The following is a 25,202-nucleotide window of genomic DNA, read 5'->3' as shown; positions in this document are numbered from 1 at the left end:
AGCCGAAACGGCGGGTGTAAGCCGAGAACCCCGCCACCGCCCTGGGGAAGGGCGAAGGCGGGGCCTTCGGTTTCACGCTCGTGGGCTCGTACCCGCGTGGCGAACGCAGGCCGCGTACGAACCCGGGGTGCCAGGGGGAGCGGATGAGAGAGGGCCCGCTCGGTTCCCTCCGGCGTCAAATCAAGTGTCAGCCCTTGAGGGACGCGACCTTGGAAGCCAGCGCCGACTTCTTGTTGGCGGCCTGGTTCTTGTGGATGACGCCCTTGGAGACGGCCTTGTCGAGCTGACGCGCGGCGGCGCGCTGGTACTCGGTGGCCTTCTCGGCGTCACCCGCGGCAGCGGCCTCGCGAGCCTTGCGGATCGCGGTCTTGAGCGAGGACTTGACGGCCTTGTTGCGAAGGCGCGCCTTCTCGTTCGTCTTGTTCCGCTTGATCTGGGACTTGATGTTCGCCACGAATGAGCCTTTACAGGTTCAGGCACGCGGGACTGGCCGCCTCACGCGCCGGTGATTTCTTGAAGGGGTGCCTCGCGCTGAGAGGGCATGAGACACAGCCACCCAGGCTACCAGCCGGGCTCAGGGCCGCCCAAACCGGCCGCCCGCGCCCCCGGACGACCCCCGGATCCGCCCTCCCGTACCCTCCCGACGTGGCCCAAACCGGTCGCAGCCTCCGGCGCGTGGGACGATGGAGGCTACGTATCGTTCCGACCCGAGACCGCAGACGCTGCGGACGCCTCAAGAATCAGGACCCTGCGTGCCCGCGACCCCTACCCATGTGCCCGAGCCGAGCCGTACCGACTCGGCTCTGATCCGCAATTTCTGCATCATCGCGCACATCGACCACGGCAAGTCCACGCTCGCCGACCGGATGCTCCAGCTGACCGGCGTCGTCGAGCAGCGGCAGATGCGCGCTCAGTACCTCGACCGCATGGACATCGAGCGCGAGCGCGGCATCACCATCAAGTCCCAGGCGGTGCGTCTGCCGTGGGCCCCGACCCACGACCCGGGCAATACGCACATCCTCAACATGATCGACACCCCGGGGCACGTCGACTTCACCTACGAGGTCTCACGGTCGCTCGCCGCCTGCGAGGGGACCGTCCTCCTCGTCGACGCCGCCCAGGGCATCGAGGCCCAGACCCTCGCCAACCTCTATCTGGCGATGGAGAACGACCTCACGATCATCCCCGTGCTCAACAAGATCGACCTGCCGGCCGCCCAGCCGGAGAAGTTCTCCGAGGAGCTCGCCAACCTCATCGGCTGCGAGCCCGGCGACGTCCTGAAGGTGTCCGCCAAGACGGGCCTGGGTGTTGAGGCGTTGCTGGACAAGGTCGTCGAGCAGATCCCGGCGCCGGTGGGTGTCGTGGACGCGCCCGCCCGCGCGATGATCTTCGACTCGGTGTACGACTCCTACCGCGGCGTGGTCACGTACGTCCGTGTCGTCGACGGACAGCTCAACAAGCGCGAGCGCATCAAGATGATGTCCACCGGCGCGACCCACGAGCTGCTGGAGATCGGCGTCAACTCGCCCGAGATGCTCCCGTCCGACGGGCTCGGGGTCGGCGAGGTGGGCTACCTCATCACCGGCGTGAAGGACGTCCGCCAGTCCAAGGTCGGTGACACCATCACCAGCCAGGTCAAGGGGGCCGAGGAGCCCCTCGGTGGCTACAAGGACCCGAAGCCCATGGTCTTCTCGGGCCTGTATCCGCTCGACGGCTCCGACTACCCGGACTTGCGCGAGGCCCTCGACAAGCTCCAGCTCAACGACGCCGCGCTCGTCTACGAGCCGGAGACCTCCGCCGCCCTCGGCTTCGGTTTCCGCGTCGGCTTCCTCGGCCTGCTCCATCTCGACGTGATCCGCGAGCGACTGGAGCGCGAGTTCGGGCTCGACCTGATCGCCACCGCGCCCAACGTCGTCTACCGCGTGATCATGGAGGACGGCTCGGAGCACACCGTCACCAACCCGAGCGAATTCCCCGAGGGCAAGCTCGCCGAGGTGTACGAGCCGGTCGTACGGGCGACGATCCTCGCGCCCACCGAGTTCATCGGCGCGATCATGGAGCTGTGCCAGACCCGTCGCGGCACGCTGCTCGGCATGGACTACCTGTCCGAGGACCGGGTCGAGATCCGCTACACACTGCCCCTCGCGGAGATCGTCTTCGACTTCTTCGACCAGCTGAAGTCCAAGACCCGCGGCTACGCGTCCCTCGACTACGAGCCCACCGGTGAGCAGAACAGCTCCCTGGTCAAGGTCGACATCCTGCTGCACGGCGACAAGGTGGACGCCTTCTCGGCGATCACCCACAAGGACCAGGCGTACGCCTACGGTGTCCGGCTGGTCGCCAAGCTGAAGGAACTCATCCCGCGGCAGAACTTCGAGGTGCCGGTGCAGGCCGCCATCGGCTCCCGGGTGATCGCCCGCGAGACCATCCGTGCCATCCGCAAGGACGTCCTCGCCAAGTGCTACGGCGGTGACATCTCGCGCAAGCGGAAGCTGCTGGAGAAGCAGAAGGAGGGCAAGAAGCGAATGAAGATGGTGGGTTCTGTGGAGGTTCCCCAGGATGCCTTCATCGCCGTGCTGTCCAGCGATGACAGCGCGGGGTCGGCCAAGGGCAGGAAGTAATCGCGGGGACCGGGGAAAACCGGCCGAACAGGGGCCCGTCGTAGGAAATGCGGCGGGCCCTGTTCGTGCTCCTGGTCGCCCTCTGTAGGAAGTGACAGGCCACCGCCTCTTACGCACCGGGCGGTCGGGCTCTACTCTGATCTCTGCTCGGTAGTTACTCGCGAGTTAAACAACCGCGCCTGAGTGACACCAGCGCACATGAGCCAGTCGCATTGAATCCACAGCATGAGTCAGCCGCATCGTCGCGGGCCCCGGAGGATGTCGTGAGCGACACACAGACTTTGATCGAGAACCGTCCGCCGTCCCTGGCGGCCCTCTTTCTGGAGCGCGTGGCGGCCACGCCCGACGCCGAGGCCTACCGGTACCCCGTACCGCCCGCCTCCGGCGTGGGCTCTGACGAATGGAAGTCGCTGAGCTGGGCCGGGGCCGCCGAGCGGGTCTTCTCGATCGCCGCCGGACTGATCGAGCTGGGCGTGCAGCCCGAGCAGCGGGTGGCGCTCGCCTCCTCGACGCGGGTCGAGTGGGTCCTCGCCGACCTGGGCATCCTCTGCGCCGGCGCGGCCACCACGACGGTCTACCCGCAGACGAAGGCCGATGAGTCGGCCTTCATCCTCTCCGACTCCGAGAGCCGGGTGCTCATCGCGGAGAACGCCGAGCAGCTGGCGAAGGTGCAGGACAAGCGAGCGGAGCTGCCCGCGCTCACCCATGTCGTGGTGATCGACGCCAAGGGCGTCGAGACCGGCGACTGGGTGCTCAGCCTCGCCGAGCTCGAGTCGCGCGGCGCCGCGTACCTCGAGAAGTACCCCGAGCTGATCAAGGAGCGGGTCGGGGCGATCACCAAGGACCAGCTCGCCACCCTCATCTACACCTCCGGCACTACCGGCCGCCCCAAGGGCGTGCGACTGCCGCACGACAACTGGGCGTACATGGCGAAGGCGATCGCGGCGACCGGGCTGGTCGACAGCGACGACGTGCAGTACCTGTGGCTGCCGCTCGCGCACGTCTTCGGCAAGGTGCTCATCTCCGGGCAGGTCGAGGTCGGCCACGTCACCGCCGTCGACGGCCGCGTCGACAAGATCATCGAGAATCTGCCGGTCGTGCAGCCGACCTACATGGCGGCCGTGCCACGCATCTTCGAGAAGGTCTACAACGGGGTCGCGGCCAAGGCACGGGCGGGCGGCGCGGCGAAGTACAAGATCTTCCAGTGGGCGGCCGGGGTTGCCCGCGAGCACGCCAAGGTCTCCCAGGACAACTTCCGCCGGACCGGCACGCACACCGTGCCCTTCGCTCTCGCCGCCAAGCACAAGGTCGCGGACGCGCTCGTGTTCGCCAAGATCCGCGAGGCGTTCGGTGGCAATCTGCGCGCCTGCGTCTCCGGCTCCGCCGCCCTCGCACCCGAGATCGGGTACTTCTTCGCCGGTGCCGGCATCCACATCCTGGAGGGCTACGGCCTCACGGAGTCCTCCGCCGCGTCCTTCGTGAACCCGGGCGAGGCGTATCGCACGGGAACCGCCGGCAAGCCGGTGCCCGGCACCGAGGTGCGTATCGCGGACGACGGCGAGATCCTGCTGCGGGGCCCCGGCATCATGGAGGGCTACCACGGGCTGCCGGAGAAGACCGCCGAGGTGCTGGAGCCGGACGGCTGGTTCCACACCGGTGACATCGGCGAGCTGTCGCCCGACGGCTATCTGCGCATCACCGACCGCAAGAAGGACCTCATCAAGACCTCCGGTGGCAAGTACATCGCGCCCGCCGAAGTCGAGGGCCAGTTCAAGGCGGTGTGCCCGTACGTCTCCAACATCCTCGTGCACGGCGCCGACCGGAACTTCTGCACCGCGCTCATCGCCCTGGACGAGGTGTCCATCCTGGCGTGGGCGAAGGACAACGGCCTGGAGGGCAAGTCGTACGCCGAGATCGTGGCCGCACCGGCCACGGTCGAGATGGTCGACGGGTACGTCAAGGAGCTCAACGAGGGGCTCCAGCGGTGGCAGACCATCAAGAAGTTCCGCCTGCTGCCGCGGGACCTCGACGTGGAGCACGGTGAGGTCACGCCGAGCCTGAAGCTGAAGCGGCCCGTTGTCGAGCGGGAGTACAAGCACCTGATCGACGAGATGTACGCCGGTACGCGAGAGGCGTAGGACGGCGGGCGGGGGCGCGGGGCTGGAACACCCGGCCCCGGCCACCGGTCGCCGTAACCCTCGGACCGGCATGCGCAGTTCGGTCAGGTCCGGGGGCCGTCCCCCGTCGGCGGCCGCTCCAGTGTCGCCGGCCGGCCGCCCGGCTCCACGCAGTGCGTCTGCTCCTGGGCCGGCATCCGCCCCAGCTGCCGGTTCTTGCGGTGCAGGTCCAGGAACACGGACACCTTCGCGCGCGCCGGCGGCTCGTTGAGAGGCCGCAGGACGGCCTCCAGCGCCATCAGGTCGTCCTTCATGCCGTCGACGAGGGGGATGCTCACGCGGTCCTCGGACGCTTCATCGCGGGCATGGTGACGCTGCCTCACTCGTCGAACGGCGGGACGGCGGGATGCCGTGTGATGCTCACCCCCTCGGCCCCGGTGCGCGGCTCCGGTCCCGCGCGGTGGTCCATCGCACTCCGGCTGCGAGGTTCCGCTCCGTCCGGGTCCAGGAGGGCGCAGACGACGGTCAGCAGTCGGTCGACGTCCACGGGCTTGGGTACGTAGTCGTTGGCGCCGCGTGCGATGGACTTCTCCCGGTCGCCGGGCATCGCTTTCGCGGTCAGTGCGACGATGGGCAGGTCCGCCCAGCGGGGTGTGCGGCGGACGGCGGAGATCGTCTCGTAGCCGTCCATCTCCGGCATCATGATGTCCATCAGGACGAGTTCGACGTCCGGATTGCGCTCCAGCGTCTCGATGCCCTCACGGCCGTTCTCCGCGTACAGCACGGGCATGCCGACACGGCCCAGGACATGGGTGAGCGCGAAGACGTTGCGGATGTCGTCGTCCACGATCAGCACCCGCCGGCCGGGCAGCACCTGGCCTGCCCGGCCGCGCTTCCACGCCTCCAGCTTGGTGGGCACCGGCCAGGCGTCGTCCGTGTCGGTCCCCGTGCAGTGCTCGGTGGACAGCTGCTCGGGCGCAGGCAGCGGCTGCTCCTGCGGCAGCGGGCCGGTCGTCGTGTGCCCGGGGCTGACCACGGGCACGTAGAGCGTGAACGTCGATCCCTGGCCGGGCACGCTCTCCGCGATGATCTTCCCGCCCAGCAGGCCCGCGATCTCCCGGCTGATGGACAGGCCGAGTCCCGTGCCGCCGTACTTGCGGTTGGTGGTGCCGTCGGCCTGCTGGAAGGCCTCGAAGATCACCGGGAGTTTCTCGGGTGCGATGCCGATGCCCGTGTCGGAGACCGTGAACGCGATCGCCTCGTCGGTGTTCTCGTGGGTGTAGTGGTGGTCGGGGTCCTTGACCCGGTCGACCGTCAGCTCGACCTTGCCGGTGGCGGTGAACTTGATCGCGTTGGAGAGCAGATTGCGCAGGATCTGCTGCAACCGCTGCTCGTCCGAGTACATCTCGCGCGGTACGTCCGGGCCCACGGTGACCTCGAAGGCGAGCCCCCGGTCGAGGGTGAGCGGGCGGAAGGTGGCGTGGACGTAGTCCAGCAGTTTGATGAGGGGCAGCCTCTTGGGGCGTACGTCCATCCGGCCGGCCTCGATCTTCGACAGGTCGAGGATGTCGTTGATCAGTTGCAGCAGGTCCGAGCCCGAGCGGTGGATCGTCGTCGCGAACTGCACCTCCTGGTCCGAGAGGTGGCCGTCCGGATTGTCGGAGAGCAGGCGGGCCAGGATCAGCAGGGAGTTCAGCGGCGTGCGCAGCTCGTGCGACATGTTCGCCAGGAATTCCGATTTGTACTGCGACGACGTCGCCAGCAGCGCCGCCTTCTCCTCCAGTTCGGCGTTCGAGTGCTGCAGCTCCGCCTGCTGCTTCTGGAGCTCGTCGGAGCGCTCCTGGAGTTGCATGGCCAGGCGCTGGGACTCGCCGAGCAGGGACTCCGTGCGGGAGTTGGCGATGATGGTGTTGATCGCGACGCCGATCGTGTTCACGAACTGGTCGAAGAACGCCAGATGCACGTCGGAGAAGCGGGAGAAGGAGGCCAGCTCGATGACGCCGAGCAGCTTGTCCTCGAAGAGGATCGGGATGATCACCACGCTGGTCGGGGCCGCTTCCCCGAGCCCACTGTTGATCTTGATGTAGTCCGGCGGGGCCTCCTCGACGAGGATCCGCTTCTTCTCCCGCGCCGCCTGGCGGACCAGACCGTGCACCGGCAGGCCGCCGGTCTCGACCGTCGTCTCCTGCGCGGCACCGTAGCCGGCGATGAACGCGAGCCCCTTCGCGGGGACCGTAGTGCGCACCGAGGCGCCGTCCTCGTCCGGGTCGGCCAGGTAGAAGGCGCCGTACTGCGCCTTCACCAGCGGGGTCAGCTCCCGCAGGATCAGATCGGCGACCTCCATCAGATCGCGGTGCCCCTGCATCAGCGCGGCGAGCCGGGCCAGATTGGACTCCAGCCAGTCCTTCGCGCGGGTGGTCTCGCGGAGGTTGGCCACCATCAGGTTGATGTTGTCCTTCAGCTCCGCGACCTCGCCGCGCGCCTCCACCGTGATCGAGCGGGACATGTCGCCCTGGGCCACCGCCGAGGCCACCTCCGCGATCGCGCGGACCTGGGTGGTGAGGTTGAGCGCGAGCTCGTTCACGTTCGTCGTCAGGCGCTTCCAGGTGCCGTACACGCCCTCGACCCGCGCCTGGCCGCCGAGTTGGCCCTCGCTGCCGACCTCCCGGGCCACGCGGGTGACCTCGGAGGAGAACGAGGAGAGGGTGTCGACCATCGTGTTGATGGTGGTCTTCAGCTCCAGGATCTCGCCGCGGGCGTCCACGTCGATCTTCTTCGACAGATCGCCCTGGGCGACGGCCGTCGCGACCTGGGCGATGTTGCGGACCTGTGAGGTCAGGTTGTCCGCCATGTAGTTGACGTTGTCCGTCAGATCGCGCCAGACGCCGGAGACGCCGAGGACCTGGGCCCGGCCGCCCAGCCTGCCGTCCGTCCCGACCTCGCGGGCCACGCGCGTGACCTCGTCGGCGAAGGCGCGCAGCTGCTCCACCATCGTGTTGACAGTGTCCTTGAGTTCGAGGATCTCGCCGCGGGCGTCGACAGTGATCTTCTTGGAGAGGTCGCCGTTCGCGACGGCGGTCGTCACCTGGGCGATGTTGCGGACCTGCGAGGTGAGATTCAGCGCCATGAAGTTGACGTTGTCGGTGAGGTCCTTCCACACTCCGCTGACCCCGCGTACCTGGGCCTGACCGCCCAGATTCCCTTCCGTGCCCACCTCGCGGGCGACCCGGGTCACCTCGTCGGCGAAGGCGGAGAGCTGATCGACCATGGTGTTGATGGTCGACTTCAGCTCCAGGATCTCGCCCTTCGCCTCGACGGTGATCTTCTTGCCGAGGTCGCCCTGGGCGACGGCCGTGGACACGAGCGCGATGTTGCGGACCTGAGAGGTCAGGTTGTCCGCCATGAAGTTGACGTTGTCGGTGAGGTCCTTCCAGACACCGGAGACGCCCCGGACCTGGGCACGCCCTCCGAGGTTCCCCTCGGTGCCGACCTCGCGGGCGACCCGGGTCACCTCGTCGGCGAAGGCGGAGAGCTGGTCGACCATGGTGTTGATCGTGGACTTCAGCTCCAGGATCTCGCCCTGGGCGTCCACCGTGATCTTCTGGCTGAGGTCGCCGTTGGCCACCGCCGTGGTCACCTGGGCGATGTTGCGGACCTGTGAGGTCAGGTTCGAGGCCATGAAGTTGACGTTGTCGGTGAGGTCCTTCCACACCCCGCTGACGCCCCGGACCTGGGCGCGCCCGCCCAACTGGCCCTCGGTGCCGACCTCGCGGGCGACCCGGGTCACCTCGTCGGCGAACGCGGAGAGCTGGTCCACCATCGTGTTCACGGTGAGCTTCAGCTCCAGCAGCTCACCCGTCGCCTCGACCGTCACCGTGCGGGTCAGGTCACCGCGCGCCACGGATGTCGTCACCAGGGCGATGTCCCGCACCTGCGCCGTCAGGCGCGCGGCCATCGTGTTGACCGCCTCGGTCACGTCCCGCCAACTGCCCGAAAGGCCTTGCACCTTGGCCCGGCCACCGAGCCGCCCCTCGGTGCCGACCTCGCGGGCGACGCGGGTCACCTCGCCGGTGAACAGCGACAGCTGGTCGACCATCTTGTTGACCGCGCGGCCCAGCCGTCGCAGGTCCCCGCGCAACTGACGGCTGCCGTCGTGCAGGTCGACGCGCTGCGTCAGATCGCCGCCGGCCACCGCGTCCAGCACCCGCGTCGCGTTCGCGGCCGGCGCCACGAGGGCGTCGAGCACCTGGTTGACGTCGTCGACCAGGGAGGTCCAGGCGCCCTGGCCCGGGCTCACCGAGACCCGTTCGTCGAGCCGGCCGTGCCGCACCAGCTCCCGCTTGACCCGCTGGACCTCCGAGTTGAAGTGCGTGCTCCGGTCGATGATCTGATTGAAGATGCTGCCCAGTTCGGCCACCGGACCGTGCCCCGCCTCCGGCACCTTCGTGAAGTCGCCGTCCCGGGCGGCCGTCATCGCCGCGAGCAGGGGACGGAGATCCGATGCTCGAATCTGTCCGTCTTCGAACGTATCTGTAGCACTGTTCTCACTCATGCCGGCCCACTTCGGTAACTCGGTGCTTATGGGCGCGGCCAGTCTGTCACTCTGTCCGCATCGTCAGAGGCGTATTCGTCCGAACTGCTTCGGGAGCTGTCCATGGGGGCCATTCCCACGCAAAGGGAGACCATCTCCCGTGCCCCTGAGGTGCCTGTGCGCGAGGGTGCGGAACCGCGCACGGTGGTGCGTACGACGCTGCCCGGGGGGCCGCTCGCGGCCGGTGCCGCGCGCCGGTTCGTCCACGCCGCCCTGGAGGAATGGGCCGAGGCCGCCGAACCGGGCACCTTCACCGAGCGGTTGACCGACGACGCGCTGGTGGTCGTCAGCGAACTCGTCACCAACGCCGTTGTGCACGCGGGCACGGACGTCGACGTCGCCTGCCGTCTGAAGGACGCGGAGGACGAGCCGGCCGGCCTCGTCGTCGAGGTCTCCGACCACCACCCCTCCCGCGCGGTACGGGACGACGGCTCCGAACGCCCGTACGGCATACCCGAGTACGGGCGCGGCCTGCGGCTCGTGTCCACGCTCTCGACGGCCTGGGGGATCACCTACCGCACCGGCACCAAGACGGTCTGGGCCCTGCTGCCCCTCGACGGTGCCCGGGACGCGGAGGACACGCTCGAGGTGTACGCCTGTGACAGCGGTCCGAGCGCGTCCGAGCTGCTCGGGCCGGAGCTCTCCGCCTTCGCCGAGCCCGCACGCGCAGCACACGACCGGGACTGGCGGGGCCGTGGCGCCCTCTCGTTCCTCGCCGAGGCCTCCGACCTGCTCGCCGGACAGCTCGACGAGGACTTGGTGGCCGCGCTCACCGGGCAGCTGCTCGTGCCGCGGCTCGCCGACTGGTGCGCGGTGTGGCTGGAGGACGAGGTGACCGGCTGGCAGGGGCCCGAGACCGCGGTCGCCCCCGGGCCCCGGCTCGCCCGCGTGTGGCACGGCAGCGAGAACCGCATCGAGGAGCTGCGCCGGGCGCTGGAGAAGGACCCGCCCAGGGTGCCCGATTCGGTGCGCTCCCGGGCCGTGCCCGTGCCCTGGCCCGGCGAGGCGCTGGGGCCCCGCGGGGCGACCGGGGCGGCGCTGGCGTACCGGTTGATCGCCGGCGGCCGGCCGCTGGGCACGCTCGTGATCGGCCGGGCCGGGCTGCTGCGCTTCCCCGACGAGGTCACCGGGCTGGTGGAGGACCTGAGCCGCCGGGTGGCGCTGGCCATCGGGGCCGCCCGGCAGTACGCCCGCCAGGCCACGATCAGCCGTGTACTGCAGCGCGGGCTGCTGCCCGGCGCGGTCGCCGAGATCCCCGGGGTGCGCAGCGCCCTCGTGTACGAGCCCTGCGACAAGGGCGGACCGAGTGGCGACTTCTACGACATCTTCCCGGCCGGCGACGGACGCTGGTGCTTCGCGCTCGGCGACGTCCAGGGCAAGGGCCCCGAGGCGGCCGTCGTGATCGGCCTGGCCCGGCCCTGGCTGCGCCTGCTGGCCCGTGAGGGCTATGCGGTCCCCGACGTCCTGGACCGCCTCAACCAACTCCTGCTGGACGACGCGACAGAGGCCTCGGACGCGGCGGCGCGAGCCCTGGTGGCCGCGGGCGCCCCGGTGCCGGTCGCCGACGACGGCCCGCACGCCCGCTTCCTCTCCCTGCTCTACGGCGAGCTGGTCCCCTTCGAGGGCGGCGTGCGCTGCACGCTGGCCGCCGCCGGGCACCCGCTGCCGCTGGCACTGGGCCCCGACGGCGTCGTACGTGCCGTGGCGCGGCCGCAGACGCTCCTCGGGGTCGTGGAGGACGTGGCGTACGCCTGCGAGACGTTCGAGCTGCACCCCGGCGACACGCTGCTGTGCGTCACGGACGGGGTGACGGAGCGGCGCAGCGGCTCGCGCCAGTTCGACGACGGGGACGGGCTGGCGGCGGCGCTGGCCGGCTGCGCCGGACTGAGCGCGCAGCGGATCGCCGAGCGGATCAGGAGGCTGGTGCACGACTTCGGCGCGAAGCCGCCGGAGGACGATCTCGCGCTGCTGGTTCTGCAGGCGGAGTGAGCGCGGTGAGCAGTCCCGGCAGTACGGGACAATGGAGGACATGCCTTCCGCACTCCCCGACGGTGAGCCCGTCCCCGACGACGGGGCGCTGCCCGCGCACGCCCTGGCCGGAGCCGTCGAGCGCCCCCTCGGCTTCTACTTGCATGTGCCGTACTGCGCCACGCGCTGCGGCTACTGCGACTTCAACACGTACACCGCGACGGAACTGCGCGGCACGGGCGGAGTGCTGGCGTCCCGCGACAACTACGCCGAGACGCTGATCGACGAGGTCCGGCTGGCCCGCAAGGTGCTGGGCGACGACCCGCGTGAGGTGCGCACGGTCTTCGTCGGGGGCGGCACGCCGACGCTGCTCGCCGCGGACGATCTCGTACGGATGCTGGGGTCCATCCGCGACGAGTTCGGGCTCGCGGACGACGCCGAGGTGACGACGGAGGCGAACCCGGAGTCGGTGGACGAGCACTATCTGGCCACGCTCCGGGAGGGCGGCTTCAACCGAATCTCGTTCGGCATGCAGAGCGCGCGCCCACACGTCCTGAAGACCCTGGACCGCAAGCACACCCCGGGCCGCCCCGAGGCATGCGTGGCCGAGGCGCGGGCGGCGGGCTTCGCCCATGTGAACCTGGATCTGATCTACGGCACACCGGGCGAGTCGGACGACGACTGGCGGGCGTCGCTGGATGCGGCGCTGGGTGCGGGGCCCGACCACATCTCGGCCTACGCCCTGATCGTCGAGGAGGGCACGCAGCTCGCGCGCCGCATACGCCGGGGCGAGATCCCGATGACGGACGACGACGTCCACGCGGACCGCTATCTGATCGCCGACGAGGTGCTCGGGTCGGCGGGCTACGACTGGTACGAGGTCTCCAACTGGGCCACGTCGCGGCCCGCCCGCTGTCTCCACAACGAGCTGTACTGGCGCGGGGCCGACTGGTGGGGCGCGGGCCCCGGCGCCCACAGCCATGTGGGCGGGGTGCGCTGGTGGAACGTGAAGCACCCGGGGGCCTACGCGGCGGCCCTGGCCGAGGGGCGCTCCCCGGGGGCCGGACGCGAGGTCCTGACGGACGAGGACCGCCGGGTCGAACGCATCCTGCTGGAGCTGCGGCTGCGGGAGGGCGTGCCGTTGTCGCTGCTGCGGGAGGAGGGGCTCGCGGCCTCGCGCCGGGCGCTGGCGGAGGGGCTGCTGGAGGAGGGCCCGTACGGGGAGGGGCGCGCCGTACTGACGTTGCGGGGGCGGCTGCTGGCGGACGCGGTGGTGCGGGACCTGGTGGACTGATCACCCGGCGGCGGGTTCGGCAACCTGCGGCCGCTCACGGTTGCGCCGTGACGAAGTCGATCAGTTCCTCCACCCGTCCCAGCAGTTCCGGCTCCAGGTCCTTGTAGGACCGCACCCGTGACAGGATCCGCTGCCACGCCTCCCCCGTGTTCTCCGGCCAGCCCAAGGCCCGGCACACGCCCTTCTTCCAGTCCTCGCCGTGGGGGACGCGCGGCCACTCCCGGATGCCGACCGACGACGGCTTCACGGCCTCCCAGACGTCGATGTACGGATGTCCGACCACCAGCGCGTGCTCGCTCGTCACCGACTCCGCGATGCGCCATTCCTTCGTGCCGGGGACCAGATGGTCCACCAGGACGCCGAGGCGGGCGTCGGGGCCGGGGGCGAAGGAGGAGACGATGGACGGCAGATCGTCGATGCCTTCCAGGTACTCCACCACCACGCCCTCGATGCGCAGGTCGTCGCCCCACACCTTCTCCACGAGCTCCGCGTCGTGGCGGCCCTCCACGTAGATTCGGCCTGCGCGGGCCATGCGCGCGCGGGCCCCGGGGACGGCCAGCGAGCCCGAGGCCGTACGGGTGGGACGTACCGGCGCCTTCGACGGACGCACCAGCGTCACCACCCGGCCCTCCAGCAGGAAACCGCGGGGCTCCAGAGGGAACACCCGGTGCTTGCCGGAGCGGTCCTCCAGGGTCACCGTCCCCGCCTCGCAGCGGATCACCGCACCGCAGAAGCCGGTGCGCGGCTCCTCGACCACCAGACCGGTGTCCGCCGGGACCTCCGGCACGGGCTTGGGCTTCTTCCACGGCGGAGTCAGGTCCGGCGAATACTGGCGCATTCGGATGACGATAGGAGAGGCGTAGACCCGAAAGGCGTACAAGGCACGACGACACGCCGAAGCACCCTGGCGGGCCCGTTCCTCGGCGTGCGCACGAACCCGGCATCCGCCATGGCATCTCCAGGACGTCTCGGACCGCGGCCGCGTCCGGGGCTTCCCGCTCATGGCCGGACATGGCGTCGACGCCCGCCGCCCCGGGCCCCTCGACCCCCGTGAACGCCGCCGCGCCGATGACGTGGTCGAGCCGGGGACGCGTGAGCGCGAGATGCGTCACACGCCGGTCCGTGCCGACGACTGCCGCGCCTCGGTGTGCCACCGTGGGCCCTCGCCCGGGCTCGGCCCCCGCGGTCGGCATGAGCGCCGCGCGCCTCCCGCCCGGACTCTTCCCACACCACCGTCGAACGGCGACGCTGTCCGTGGTGGCCTGCCCGGCGGGACACCCCAGGACAGGTCGGTACACGTCGGTACGACGGGTCGGCACACGTGGGTGCGACGGCGCAGCCGCCCTTGCCGGGGGCGTACCCCGCCGCCGTACACTTGCTCCGGGGATGCTGGCACTCGCATGCGCAGAGTGCCAGGGGAAGCGCCAAGGGGACAAATCGCTGGAGGTGCGCGCGATGTTCAGTGAACGCCGGCTCGAAGTACTGCGCGCCATCGTCCAGGACTACGTGGGAACCGAGGAGCCGGTGGGTTCCAAGGCGCTCACCGAACGGCACAAGCTCGGTGTCTCCCCGGCCACCGTCCGCAACGACATGGCCGTGCTGGAGGAGGAGGGCTATATCGCCCAGCCGCACACCAGCGCCGGACGCATCCCCACGGACAAGGGCTACCGCCTTTTTGTCGACAAGCTCGCGGCCGTCAAGCCGATGAGCCCGCCCGAGCGTCGCGCGATCCAGAGCTTCCTGGACGGCGCCGTCGACCTCGACGACGTCGTCGCGCGTACGGTGCGGCTGCTCGCGCAGCTCACCCGGCAGGTCGCGGTCGTGCAGTATCCGTCGCTGACACGCTCGACGGTGCGCCATGTGGAGCTGCTGTCGATGGCGCCCGCTCGTGTGATGCTCGTGCTGATCACGGACACCGGGCGGGTGGAGCAGCGCATGATCGACTGCCCCGCGCCGTTCGGCGAAACGTCTCTCGCGGATCTGCGCGCCCGCCTCAACAGCCGGGTCGCCGGCCGGCGCTTCGCGGACGTTCCGCAACTCGTGCAGGACCTGGCCGAGGTCTTCGAGGAACCGGAGGACCGCAGTACGGTTGCAACCGTGCTCTCCACTCTGCTGGAGACGCTTGTGGAGAAGACCGAGGAGCGGCTGATGATCGGCGGTACCGCCAATCTCACCCGCTTCGCGCATGACTTCCCTCTCACCATCCGCCCCGTCCTCGAGGCGCTCGAGGAGCAGGTCGTGCTCCTCAAGTTGTTGGGGGAGGCGAAGGATCCGGCCATGCGGGTGCGAATCGGCCATGAGAACGCGCACGAGGGACTCAACTCCACGTCCGTCGTCTCCGTGGGCTACGGTTCGGGCGGCGAGGCAGTAGCGAAACTTGGCGTGGTCGGACCGACCCGCATGGATTATCCGGGAACGATGGGAGCGGTACGAGCGGTGGCACGGTACGTCGGACAGATCCTGGCGGAGTCGTAAGTGGCCACGGACTACTACGCCGTACTCGGCGTGCGCCGCGACGCGTCGCAGGAAGAGATCAAGAAGGCGTTCCGTCGGCTCGCGCGCGAGCTGCACCCGGACGTCAACCCCGATCCCAAGACGCAGGAGCGGTTCAAGGAGATCAACGCCGCGTACGAGGTGCTCTCGGACCCGCAGAAGAAGCAGGTCTACGACCTCGGCGGCGACCCGCTGTCCCAGGCGGGCGGCGCCGGGGCGGGCGGCTTCGGCGCGGGCGGCTTCGGGAACTTCTCGGACATCATGGACGCGTTCTTCGGCACGGCGTCGCAGCGCGGACCGCGCTCGCGCACCCGCCGGGGCCAGGACGCCATGATCCGGCTCGAGATCGAGCTCGACGAGGCGGCCTTCGGTACGACGAAGGACATCCAGGTCGACACCGCCGTCGTCTGCAACACCTGCAACGGCGAGGGTGCCGCGCCCGGCACCTCCGCGCAGACCTGTGACATGTGCCGCGGCCGCGGTGAGGTCTCGCAGGTCACCCGGTCCTTCCTGGGCCAGGTCATGACGTCCCGGCCGTGTCCGCAGTGCCAGGGCTTCGGCACCATCGTCCCGAACCCGTGCCCGGAGTGCGCCGGCGACGGGCGGGTGCGCTCCCGCAGGACGCTCACCGTCAAGATCCCCGCCGGTGTCGACAACGGCACCCGGATCCAGCTCGCGGGCGAGGGCGAGGTCGGCCCCGGCGGCGGTCCCGCCGGTGACCTGTACGTGGAGATCCACGAGCTGCCGCACTCGGTCTTCCAGCGCCGCGGGGACGACCTGCACTGCACGGTCACCATCCCGATGACGGCGGCGGCCCTCGGCACGAAGGTCCCGCTGGAGACGCTCGACGGCCTGGAAGAGGTCGACATCCGCCCCGGCACGCAGTCCGGGCAGTCGATCCCCCTGCACGGCCGCGGTGTGACGCACCTGCGTGGAGGAGGGCGGGGCGATCTGGTCGTCCACGTCGAGGTGCAGACGCCGACGAAGCTGGACCCCGAGCAGGAGCATCTGCTGCGCGAGCTGGCGAAGCTGCGGGGCGAGGAGCGGCCGCAGGGGCAGTTCCAGCCTGGGCAGCAGGGGCTGTTCTCACGGCTGAAGGACGCCTTCAACGGGCGATGACGGTGGAGTGCGGCGTCGGTGAGTCCGGCCGCCCGCGGACGGGATTCCGGCGAATGCGGAGGTTCGCCCACCATTGCTGACCCGCCGCCTCTTCCCCTGGCATATGCCAGGGGAAGGCCGGATTCGGACTTGTTCGGAGGACGTGACAACATGCCGTCATGTCCTCCGCGCTGACCGATCTCCTCCGCCATCCGATCGTGCAGGCCCCCATGGCGGGCGGCGTCTCCGTACCGCAGCTCGCCGCCGCCGTGACCGACGCCGGTGGCCTGGGATTCCTCGCTGCCGGGTACAAGACGGCCGACGGCATGTACCAGGAGATCAAGCAGCTCCGCGGGCTCACGGGCGGCCCCTTCGGCGTGAACCTGTTCATGCCGCAACCCGAGTACCCCGGTGCAGGCACCGGCTCCACCGGAGCGGCCGGCGCCGCGCTGCCTTCTGCTGCCGCCGTCGAGGTCTACGCCAACCAGCTCGCCGGCGAGGCCGCCTGGTACGAGACCGAGCTGGGCGACCCCGACAGCGGCCGCGACGACGGCTACGACGTCAAGCTTGCCGTCCTCCTCGACAATCCGGTACCGGCCGTCTCGTTCCACTTCGGGGTCCCCGCTCCCGAGGTCCTGGACTCCCTCCGGCGCGCGGGCAGCTTCACCCTTGTCACCGCGACCACCCCCGACGAGGCCCGCGCCGTACAGGAGGCGGGCGCGGACGCGGTGATCGTGCAGGGCGTCGAGGCCGGCGGACACCAGGGGACCCACCGGGACATCCAGGAGAACGACGGTTCCGGCATCGGCCTGCTCGCGCTCGTGGCGCAGGTGCGTGAGACCGTGGGCATCCCGATCGTGGCGGCCGGCGGCATCATGCGCGGCGGCCAGATCGCCGCGGTGCTCGCGGCGGGCGCGAGCGCGGCGCAGTTGGGCACCGCGTTCCTCGCGACTCCCGAGTCCGGCGCCCACCCTCTGCACAAGCAGGCACTGACCGACCCCCTGTTCGTGCGGACGGAGTTGACGCGCGCGTTCAGCGGGCGCCCGGCCCGCGGTCTGGTCAACCGCTTCATGCGGGAGCACGGCCCCTACGCGCCTGCCGCCTACCCCGAGATCAACCACCTCACTTCGCCGCTGCGCAAGGCGGCCGCCGCGTCGGGCGACGCGCAGGGCATGGGGCTGTGGGCCGGACAGGGACACCGGCAGGCCCGTGAGCTGCCCGCCGGGCAACTGGTGGAGGTGCTGGTGGCGGAACTGGAGGCGGCGGCGACAGCGTTGTCGAGAGGAGGTGCCGGGCGATGACGGCTCCCGTCTTCGTCGTGGACCGACTCGACGGAATCGGGCCGGAGTTCGTGCTGGACGGGCCGGAGGGCCGGCACGCGGTCTCGGTGAGACGGCTGCGGCCCGGTGAGGACGTGGTCCTCACCGACGGGCGCGGTCGGTGGACCGAGGGCGTGGTGAAGGCCGCCGAGGGCAAGGACCGACTGGTGGTCATGGATCTCGGGTCCCTCCGCGAGGAACCCCCGCCCGCGGTGCGCATCACCGTCGTCCAGGCCCTGCCCAAGGGCGACCGGGGCGAGCTGGCCGTGGAGACGATGACCGAGGTGGGGGTGGACACGATCGTCCCCTGGGCGGCCTCCCGGTGCATCACGCAGTGGAAGGGCGACCGCGGGCTGAAGGCCCTCGGCAAGTGGCGGGCCACCGCCCGCGAGGCGGGCAAGCAGTCCCGCCGGGTGCGCTTCCCGGAGATCGCGGACGTGGCAACGACCAAGCAGGTTGCGGCACTTCTGGCCGAAGCGGATGTCGCCGCGGTCCTGCACGAGAGCGGTGAGGAGCCCCTGGCGACGGTGGATCTGCCCACCCAGGGTGAGATCGTGCTGGTCGTCGGGCCCGAGGGAGGCGTGTCCCCCGAGGAGTTGACGCTGTTCGGGGATGCGGGTGCGAGGGCGTTCCGGCTGGGGCGTACCGTCCTGCGTACATCGACCGCGGGCACCGCGGCGGCCGCGCTGCTGCTCGGCCGCACCGGCCGCTGGTCCTGACTCACGGGGGCGCGTCATGGAACTCGCACAGATACGGCTGCTGGTCTCGGACTTCGCCGAGTGCTACCGGTTCTACGCCGAGGTCCTCGGACTCAAGCCCCAGTCGGGGGCGGTGGACGGACCGTACGAGAAGTTCAGCCCCGCCACCGGCTCGGCGGGCATCGCGCTGCAGGACCGGGCGATGATGGCCGGGATCCTCGGTGAACTGTCCGACGAGGCCACGGGCCACCGCTCGCTCGTCGTACTGCGCGTGGACGATCTGGACGCGTACTGCGAGCAGATCGCCTCCCGGGGCGCGACCCTGCTGCACGGTCCGGCCCCCATGACCGACCGCATGCGCGTCGCCCACCTCAAGGACCCCGAGGGCAATCTGGTGGAACTTCAGGAGTGGCTCCTGCTGCGCCCCTGAGGATCACCCGCAGCGCGGCGGCGCCGCATCCCGAAGGAGTGAACGGGGGCGTGCACATGGCCGTATGCGCTCTACCGTGACAGTCCGCGGAGTGGCAGGCTGCCCTCCATGGGGGTATTGAGGCGGATTTGGCGGTGGTCGAAAGGAGGACGACTCGCGGCGGTGACCGGGGTCGTGACGGTCGCCGTGGGCGGAGCCGTCGCGTGCCAACCCGGTGATCTGAGTTCCGCGTCGGTGGCGTACACGACCGACCAGACCGCGACCAGGCAACTGGAGCGGCAGCACGTGAAGGTGCGCTGGCTCAGCTGCATGGGCGACTACGGCAGCAGGACCTCCGCCTCCGGACGGACGCCCGCGCCGTCCGTGAGCAGCGTCGTCACCGTCGACTGCCAGGGGCAGACCGACGACCGGAGGGACATCACCGTCACGGGCAGGGTCACCCGCACCGTCGACGGCAAGTGCGTACGCGGGAACCTCAGGGCCACCGTCGGCGGCCGGGAGTGGTTCCATGTCGCCGGCCTCGGAAACTGCAACGCCGATACGCCGGTTCCGCCCGTCACGTTCCGCCCGACCACTCCCGGGCGGCCCGGGCCCACCGTCACCGTGACGAAGACGATCTGGTGCCAGGGCGATCCGGCCTGCCGGCCGGTGCAGGGCAAGTGACGCGGGCCCAGGTCGGCGTCATATGGGGAAAACCCCTGTCAGGGAACGAGATCGCTGCTTAGGGTGATCCGGTGACTCAGTCCGCATCGCCCGCGTATCTCCGGTTCCCGCATCTGCACGGCGAGTTGGTCGCCTTCACCGCCGAGGACGACGTCTGGGTCGCCCCGCTCGACGGCGGCCGTGCCTGGCGGGTCAGCGCCGACAACGTCCCGGTGAACCACCCCCGCATCTCCCCGGACGGTACGACCGTCGCCTGGACCTCCACCCGTGACGGCGCGCCCGAAGTGCACATCGCCCCAGTCGACGGCGGCCCCTCCAAGCGCCTGACGTACTGGGGAAGCGCGAAGACCCAGGTGCGCGGCTGGACTCCGGAGGGTCAGGTGCTCGCGCTCAGCACGGCCGGTCAGGCATCGCTGCGCCGCACCTGGGCGCGCGCCGTACCGCTCGACGGCGGACCGGCCACCACCCTGCCGTACGGGCCCGTCGGCGAGGTCGCGTACGGGCCCGCCACGGTTCTGCTGTCAGCGCCCATGGGACGCGAGGCCGCCTACTGGAAGCGGTACCGGGGCGGTACCGCCGGCACGCTGTGGATCGACCGTGCGGGCGACGGCGAGTTCGTGCGGCTGCACGAGGACCTCGACGGGAACATCGAGTACCCGCTGTGGGTGGGGACGGGGGACCGGGCGAGGATCGCCTTCCTGTCCGACCACGAGGGCGTCGGGGCGCTGTACTCCTCGCTCGCCGACGGGTCGGATCTGCGCCGCCACACACCGCTCGGGCCGGAGGCCGAGAGCGGGGGAGGCTTCTACGCCCGGCACGCCGCCGGCGACGGCACCCGGGTCGTGTACGCCTGTGCCGGTGAACTCTGGATCCTCGACGACCTGGACGAGGCCGAGCCCCGGCGGCTGGACGTCCGGCTCGGCGGGCAGCGCGCCGACCTCCAGCCGTACCCCGTGAACGCGGGCCGCTGGTTCGGGTCCGCCTCGCCCGACCACACCGGACGCGGCAGCGCGGTCTCCGTGCGCGGCGCCGTGCACTGGGTCACCCACCGCTCGGGGCCGGCCCGCGCGCTCGCCGCAGATCACGGTGTACGCGCCCGGCTGCCGCACACCTTCCGCGCCGAGGGCGAGGAGTGGGTGGTGTGGGTGACGGACGCGGAGGGTGAGGACGCGCTCGAGTTCGCGCCCGCCACCGGCTTCCAGCCCGCCGCCACCCCCCGACGCCTGGCGGCGGGGCAGCTGGGACGGGTGCTCGGGCTGGCGGTGGCGCCCGACGGCAGCCGCGTCGCGGTCGCCGCGCACGACGGACGGGTCCTGCTCGTCGAGCGGGACAGCGGCGAAGTGCGCGAGGTCGACCGCAGTGACGACGGGGACGCCGACGGGCTCGTCTTCTCACCCGACTCGGCGTGGCTGGCCTGGTCGCACCCCGGCCCGCGCCCGCTGCGCCAGCTCAAGCTCGCCAATACGGCCGACCTGTCGGTGACGGACGCGACCCCGCTCCGCTTCCGGGACTATTCGCCCGCGTTCACGTTGGACGGCAAGCACCTGGCGTTCCTCTCGGCGCGCTCCTTCGACCCCGTCTACGACGAGCACGTCTTCGACCTGGCGTTCGTGGGCGGCTCGCGGCCGCACCTGATCACCCTCGCCGCGACGACCCCGTCCCCGTTCGGGCCGCAGCGGCACGGTCGCCCTTTCGAGGCGCCCGAGAAGGAGGAGACGCCCGACAGCGAGGGCGCACCCACCACCCGGATCGACCTGGACGGGCTCGCCGACCGGATCGTGCCGTTCCCGGTCGAGGCGGCGCGCTACTCCGGGCTGCGGGCCGCCAAGGACGGGGTGCTGTGGTTGCGGCATCCGGTGCGCGGTGTGCTGGGCGCCTCGCGTGCCACACCCGACGACCCCGATCCCAAGACCGAGCTGGAGCGTTACGACCTGGTCCAGCAGCGTATCGAGCATCTCGCCGCGGACGCCGACCACTTCACGGTCAGTGGTGACGGCAAGCGGGTGCTGCTGTGGGCCGACGGCAAGCTCAAGCTCGTACCGAGCGACCGCCGTGCCCCGAACGACGACGACAGTGACGCGAACATCACGGTCGACCTGTCGCGCGTACGGCAGACCGTCGACCCCGCCGCGGAGTGGCGGCAGATGTACGACGAGACGGGCCGCCTCATGCGGGACAACTTCTGGCGGCCCGACCTCGGCGGTATCGACTGGGATGGCGTCCTGGGCCGGTACCGGCCGGTGCTCGGACGGGTGGCCACGCACGACGACCTGGTGGACCTCCTGTGGGAGGTCCACGGCGAGCTGGGCACCTCCCACGCCTATGTCATGCCGAACGGCCGCGGGCCCGGCGCGGACCGGCGGCAGGGGCTGCTCGGGGCGGACATCTCCCGGCACGCGGACGGCCAGTGGCGCGTCGACCTGGTGCTGCCCTCGGAGACCTCCGACCCCGACGCGCACGCGCCGCTCGCCGCACCCGGTGTGGCCGTGCGCGCCGGGGACGCGATCGTCGCAGTGGGCGGGCGGCCGGTGGACCCGGTGACCGGCCCCGGGCCGTTGCTGGTCGGCACGGCCGGCAGACCGGTGGAGCTGACGATCTCACCGGCGGGCGGTGGGGATCTGCGGCACGCCGTCGTCGTCCCGATCGCCGACGAGGAGCCGCTCAGGTACCACGCCTGGGTGGCGAACCGACGGGCGTACGTGCACGAGACGTCGGGCGGACGGCTCGGGTATCTGCATGTGCCGGACATGGTGGGCTCCGGGTGGGCGCAGCTCCACCGGGACCTGCGGATCGAGGTCGCCCGGGAGGGGCTGGTCGTGGACGTCCGGGAGAACCGGGGCGGGCACACCTCCCAGCTGGTCGTGGAGAAGCTGGCGCGGCGCATCGTGGGCTGGGACCTCGCGCGGGGGCTGCGGGCGTCCAGCTACCCCGAGGACGCCCCGCGCGGGCCCGTCGTCGCCGTCGCCAACGAGTTCTCCGGGTCGGACGGTGACATCGTGAACGCGGCGGTCAAGGCGCTCGGGATCGGGCCGGTGGTCGGAACGCGGACCTGGGGCGGGGTCATCGGTATCGACAGCAGGTACCGGCTCGTGGACGGGACGCTGGTGACACAGCCGAAGTATGCGTTCTGGCTGGAGGGTTACGGGTGGGGCGTGGAGAACCACGGGGTCGATCCGGACGTCGAGGTGGTCCAGGCGCCGCAGGACCACGCGGCCGGGCGTGATGTGCAACTGGACGAGGCGGTGCGCATAGCGCTGGCCGCACTTCAGGAACACCCGGCGAAGACGCCCCCGGAGCTGCCGTCGCTGTGAGGCGCCGCGGTGGCGCGCCGCGGCACGGCGCGCCACCGCCGCCGTCCTGGTCCACCGCCGCGTGGCGCCGGCTTCTCGTCCGCGCCACCGTTCCGGGGCGCTCGCTTCCGCAGAGCCGTCCCGTCCGCCGACCGGCCCGGGCCTGCCGTCCGGCGGCCCTCGCCGCCTTTGCAGGCGGAGCGAAGGGGTGGCCGTCGGTGGCCGGGCGGATACCATGCCGTCGTCGTGATCAGTCTGTGCGAGGAGGCACCCACATGGCGGGAGAGCCGCAGGACGACTGCCTGTTCTGCAAGATCGTCGCGGGGCACATCCCGGCGACGATCGTCCGGGAGACCGAGACCACTGTCGCCTTCCAGGACATCAACCCCCAGGCGCCGACCCACGTGCTGGTCATCCCCCGGGTCCACTACGGGGACATCGCCTCCCTCGCCGTCGCCGAACCGGCCGTCGCCGCCGACCTGCTCCATGAGGCCGGCGAGGTCGCCGTGCAGGAGAAGCTCGAGAGCTACCGCGTCGTCTTCAACACCGGCAGCGGTGCCGGGCAGACCGTCTGGCACGCCCACGCCCACGTCCTCGGCGGCCGTGGCCTGCAGTGGCCCCCCGGGTAAGGCGCTGTGTCCGTACGCGAACTGGTGGTCCTCGGCACCGCCAGCCAGGTCCCGACCCGGCACCGAAACCACAACGGCTATCTGCTGCGGTGGGACGGGGAGGGCATCCTCTTCGACCCCGGCGAGGGCACCCAGCGGCAGATGCTCCGCGCCGGCGCCGCCGCCCATGACCTGCACCGGATCTGCGTCACACACTTCCACGGGGACCACTCGCTCGGGCTGGCGGGGGTCATCCAGCGGATCAACCTGGACAAGGTGCCGCACGAGATCACCGCGCACTATCCGAAGTCGGGACAGCGCTTCTTCGAGCGGCTGCGGTACGCGACGGCCTACCGGGAGACCGTCCAGCTCATCGAGGCACCGGTCGCCGAGGACGGAGTGCTCGCGACGACCGCCGCGTACACCCTCGAGGCCCGGCGCCTCTCCCACCCCGTCGAGTCCTACGGCTACCGGCTCGTCGAGCCCGACGGTCGGCGCATGCTGCCCGAGCGGCTCGCCGCGCACGGCATCATGGGACCGGACGTGGGCCGCATCCAGCGTGAGGGTTCCCTGGGCGGCGTTGCGCTGGAGGCCGTGAGCGAGGTGCGGCGCGGCCAGCGGTTCGGGTTCGTCATGGACACCCGGCTGTGCGACGGGGTGTACGCCCTGGCCGAGGGGTGCGACATGCTGGTCATCGAGTCGACGTTCCTCGACGACGACGAGGAACTGGCCGTCGAATACGGACATCTGACGGCAGGTCAGGCAGCCCGGGTGGCACAGGGGGCCGGTGTGCGGCACCTGGTCCTCACCCACTTCAGCCAGCGCTATGCGGAGCCGGAGGAGTTCGAGCGGCAGGCGCGGGAGGCCGGGTTCGAGGGCGAGCTGACCGTGGCTCACGATCTGCTGAGAGTGCCGCTCCCGAAACGGGTGTGAGCAGGCCGTACGATGCTTCGATGCCCCTCCCCAAAGCCGAACTGCACCTCCATGCCGAAGGCACCCTCGAACCGGAACTGGCCTTCGCGCTGGCCGCGCGCAACGGCGTCGAACTGCCGTACACCGACACGGAAGAGCTGCGCAAGGCGTACGCCTTCGAGGACCTCCAGTCCTTTCTGAACCTGTACTACGAGCTCATGGCCGTGCTGCGGACCGAGCGCGACTTCGAGGACCTCGCGAACGCCTACCTCGAGCGTGCCGCAGCGCAGGGTGTGCGGCACGCCGAGATCTTCTTCGATCCGCAGGCCCACATCGCCCGGGGGGTCGGCATGGGCACGGTCGTCGAGGGGTTGTGGGGGGCGCTCGGCCGCAGCGAGGAGAACCACGGCGTCTCCACCCGGCTGATCATGTGCTTCCTGCGCGACGAGTCCGCCGACTCGGCGCTGGAGGCGCTGGAGGCCGCGAAGCCGTACCTCGACCGGATCATCGGGGTCGGCCTGGACTCCGCCGAGGTCGGCCATCCGCCGGCCAAGTTCCGCGAGGTGTACGAGGCCGCAGCCGCCCTCGGACTGCGCCGTGTCGCACACGCCGGTGAGGAGGGGCCACCGGAGTACATCACCGAGGCCCTCGACGTGCTCGGCGTCGAGCGCGTCGACCACGGGTTGCGCTGCATGGAGGACCCGGCCCTCGTCGAGCGGCTGGTGCGCGAGCGCGTGCCGCTGACGCTGTGCCCGCTGTCCAACGTCCGGCTGCGCGCCGTGGACTCCCTGGCGGACCACCCGCTGCCCGCGATGCTCGGCGCCGGGCTGCTCTGCACCGTCAACTCCGACGACCCCGCCTACTTCGGCGGGTACGCGGGCGACAACTTCCACGCCGTACGCGACGCCCTCGGCCTGGGCGAGGAGCACATGCGCCGGCTGGCCCGCAACTCCTTCGCCGCCTCCTTCCTGGAGGACGACGAGGAGCGGCGGGCGCGCTACCTGGCCGAGGTGGACGCGTACGAGTTCGGCAGCTAGTGCTGTGGCCGGAAGGGTTTGCCGGAAAGCTCGCGGTGTCCGGTGCTGGGGGCACCTCCCACG

18 protein-coding genes are annotated in these 25,202 nt (G+C 70.7%); 14 read left to right on the top strand and 4 right to left on the bottom strand.

Annotation, left to right across the window (positions count from 1 at the left end; all coding sequences use genetic code 11):
• Positions 1-187: 187 nt before the first annotated feature.
• Positions 188-454 carry a 30S ribosomal protein S20 gene (rpsT, locus tag VXC91_RS19745; protein WP_055515178.1) on the bottom strand — a complete coding sequence of 89 codons (267 nt, stop codon included), beginning with the start codon at positions 452-454 and terminating at the stop codon, positions 188-190.
• 298 nt (positions 455-752) lie between these two features.
• On the opposite strand from rpsT, the gene lepA reads away from it, so the two are divergent.
• Both lepA and VXC91_RS19735 read left to right on the top strand, forming a co-directional pair.
• Positions 753-2,621 (top strand): translation elongation factor 4, encoded by a 1,869-nt coding sequence (gene lepA / locus VXC91_RS19740; RefSeq protein WP_329508603.1) that lies wholly within the window; start codon positions 753-755, stop codon positions 2,619-2,621.
• 263 nt (positions 2,622-2,884) lie between these two features.
• Positions 2,885-4,759: an AMP-dependent synthetase/ligase gene (locus tag VXC91_RS19735; RefSeq protein ID WP_329508602.1), complete on the top strand. Its 1,875-nt coding sequence runs from the start codon at positions 2,885-2,887 to the stop codon at positions 4,757-4,759.
• A gap of 83 nt (positions 4,760-4,842) precedes the next feature.
• Here the strand turns inward: VXC91_RS19735 and VXC91_RS19730 are convergent, their stop codons facing one another.
• The gene (locus VXC91_RS19730) at positions 4,843-5,076 is read right to left on the bottom strand and encodes a hypothetical protein (protein ID WP_329508601.1); all 234 of its coding nucleotides are present in this window, start codon (positions 5,074-5,076) and stop codon (positions 4,843-4,845) included.
• Positions 5,077-5,117: 41 nt separating this feature from the next.
• Positions 5,118-9,212, bottom strand: coding sequence for a HAMP domain-containing protein (locus VXC91_RS19725; RefSeq protein WP_408057422.1), 4,095 nt, complete (start codon positions 9,210-9,212; stop codon positions 5,118-5,120).
• A gap of 180 nt (positions 9,213-9,392) precedes the next feature.
• Here VXC91_RS19725 and VXC91_RS19720 point away from each other — a divergent pair, with 180 nt between their 5' ends.
• Positions 9,393-11,318, top strand: a complete 1,926-nt coding sequence (locus tag VXC91_RS19720) for a SpoIIE family protein phosphatase (RefSeq protein WP_408057421.1) — start codon at positions 9,393-9,395, stop codon at positions 11,316-11,318.
• A 40-nt stretch (positions 11,319-11,358) separates the two neighbouring features.
• A complete protein-coding gene (gene hemW / locus VXC91_RS19715) occupies positions 11,359-12,591 on the top strand; it encodes a radical SAM family heme chaperone HemW (protein WP_329508599.1) in 1,233 nt (410 codons plus the stop codon).
• 34 nt (positions 12,592-12,625) lie between these two features.
• Here hemW and VXC91_RS19710 read toward each other — a convergent pair whose 3' ends face one another.
• Positions 12,626-13,429 (bottom strand): DUF3097 domain-containing protein, encoded by an 804-nt coding sequence (locus VXC91_RS19710; protein ID WP_329508598.1) that lies wholly within the window; start codon positions 13,427-13,429, stop codon positions 12,626-12,628.
• Positions 13,430-14,046: 617 nt separating this feature from the next.
• Here VXC91_RS19710 and hrcA point away from each other — a divergent pair.
• The 10 genes from hrcA (at position 14,047) to VXC91_RS19660 (ending at position 25,139) form a co-directional block, all read left to right on the top strand.
• The gene (gene hrcA / locus VXC91_RS19705) at positions 14,047-15,066 is read left to right on the top strand and encodes a heat-inducible transcriptional repressor HrcA (protein WP_329508597.1); all 1,020 of its coding nucleotides are present in this window, start codon (positions 14,047-14,049) and stop codon (positions 15,064-15,066) included.
• Positions 15,067-16,203: a molecular chaperone DnaJ gene (dnaJ, locus tag VXC91_RS19700; RefSeq protein ID WP_329508596.1), complete on the top strand. Its 1,137-nt coding sequence runs from the start codon at positions 15,067-15,069 to the stop codon at positions 16,201-16,203. It begins immediately after the preceding gene.
• Positions 16,204-16,361: 158 nt separating this feature from the next.
• Entirely contained in the window at positions 16,362-17,483 is a 1,122-nt protein-coding gene (locus tag VXC91_RS19695) for a nitronate monooxygenase (RefSeq protein ID WP_329508595.1), read from the top strand.
• Positions 17,480-18,220 carry a 16S rRNA (uracil(1498)-N(3))-methyltransferase gene (locus VXC91_RS19690; RefSeq protein WP_329508594.1) on the top strand — a complete coding sequence of 247 codons (741 nt, stop codon included), beginning with the start codon at positions 17,480-17,482 and terminating at the stop codon, positions 18,218-18,220. The genes VXC91_RS19695 and VXC91_RS19690 overlap by 4 nt, the downstream gene beginning before the upstream one ends.
• A gap of 16 nt (positions 18,221-18,236) precedes the next feature.
• Entirely contained in the window at positions 18,237-18,629 is a 393-nt protein-coding gene (locus VXC91_RS19685; RefSeq protein WP_329508593.1) for a VOC family protein, read from the top strand.
• A gap of 108 nt (positions 18,630-18,737) precedes the next feature.
• A complete protein-coding gene (locus VXC91_RS19680) occupies positions 18,738-19,292 on the top strand; it encodes a hypothetical protein (RefSeq protein ID WP_408057420.1) in 555 nt (184 codons plus the stop codon).
• Positions 19,293-19,363: 71 nt separating this feature from the next.
• The gene (locus tag VXC91_RS19675) at positions 19,364-22,603 is read left to right on the top strand and encodes a S41 family peptidase (RefSeq protein WP_329508591.1); all 3,240 of its coding nucleotides are present in this window, start codon (positions 19,364-19,366) and stop codon (positions 22,601-22,603) included.
• Positions 22,604-22,857: 254 nt separating this feature from the next.
• On the top strand, positions 22,858-23,211 hold the full coding sequence (locus tag VXC91_RS19670) for a histidine triad nucleotide-binding protein (RefSeq protein ID WP_329508590.1): 354 nt from the start codon (positions 22,858-22,860) through the stop codon (positions 23,209-23,211).
• A 6-nt stretch (positions 23,212-23,217) separates the two neighbouring features.
• Positions 23,218-24,123: a ribonuclease Z gene (locus VXC91_RS19665; protein WP_329508589.1), complete on the top strand. Its 906-nt coding sequence runs from the start codon at positions 23,218-23,220 to the stop codon at positions 24,121-24,123.
• A 20-nt stretch (positions 24,124-24,143) separates the two neighbouring features.
• Positions 24,144-25,139 carry an adenosine deaminase gene (locus VXC91_RS19660; protein ID WP_329508588.1) on the top strand — a complete coding sequence of 332 codons (996 nt, stop codon included), beginning with the start codon at positions 24,144-24,146 and terminating at the stop codon, positions 25,137-25,139.
• Positions 25,140-25,202 lie beyond the last annotated feature (63 nt).

This window comes from Streptomyces chiangmaiensis, assembly GCF_036281785.1.
GTDB lineage: Bacteria > Actinomycetota > Actinomycetes > Streptomycetales > Streptomycetaceae > Streptomyces > Streptomyces chiangmaiensis.
Note: the sequence above shows the minus strand (reverse complement) of the source record. Positions and strands in the feature narration are given on the sequence as shown.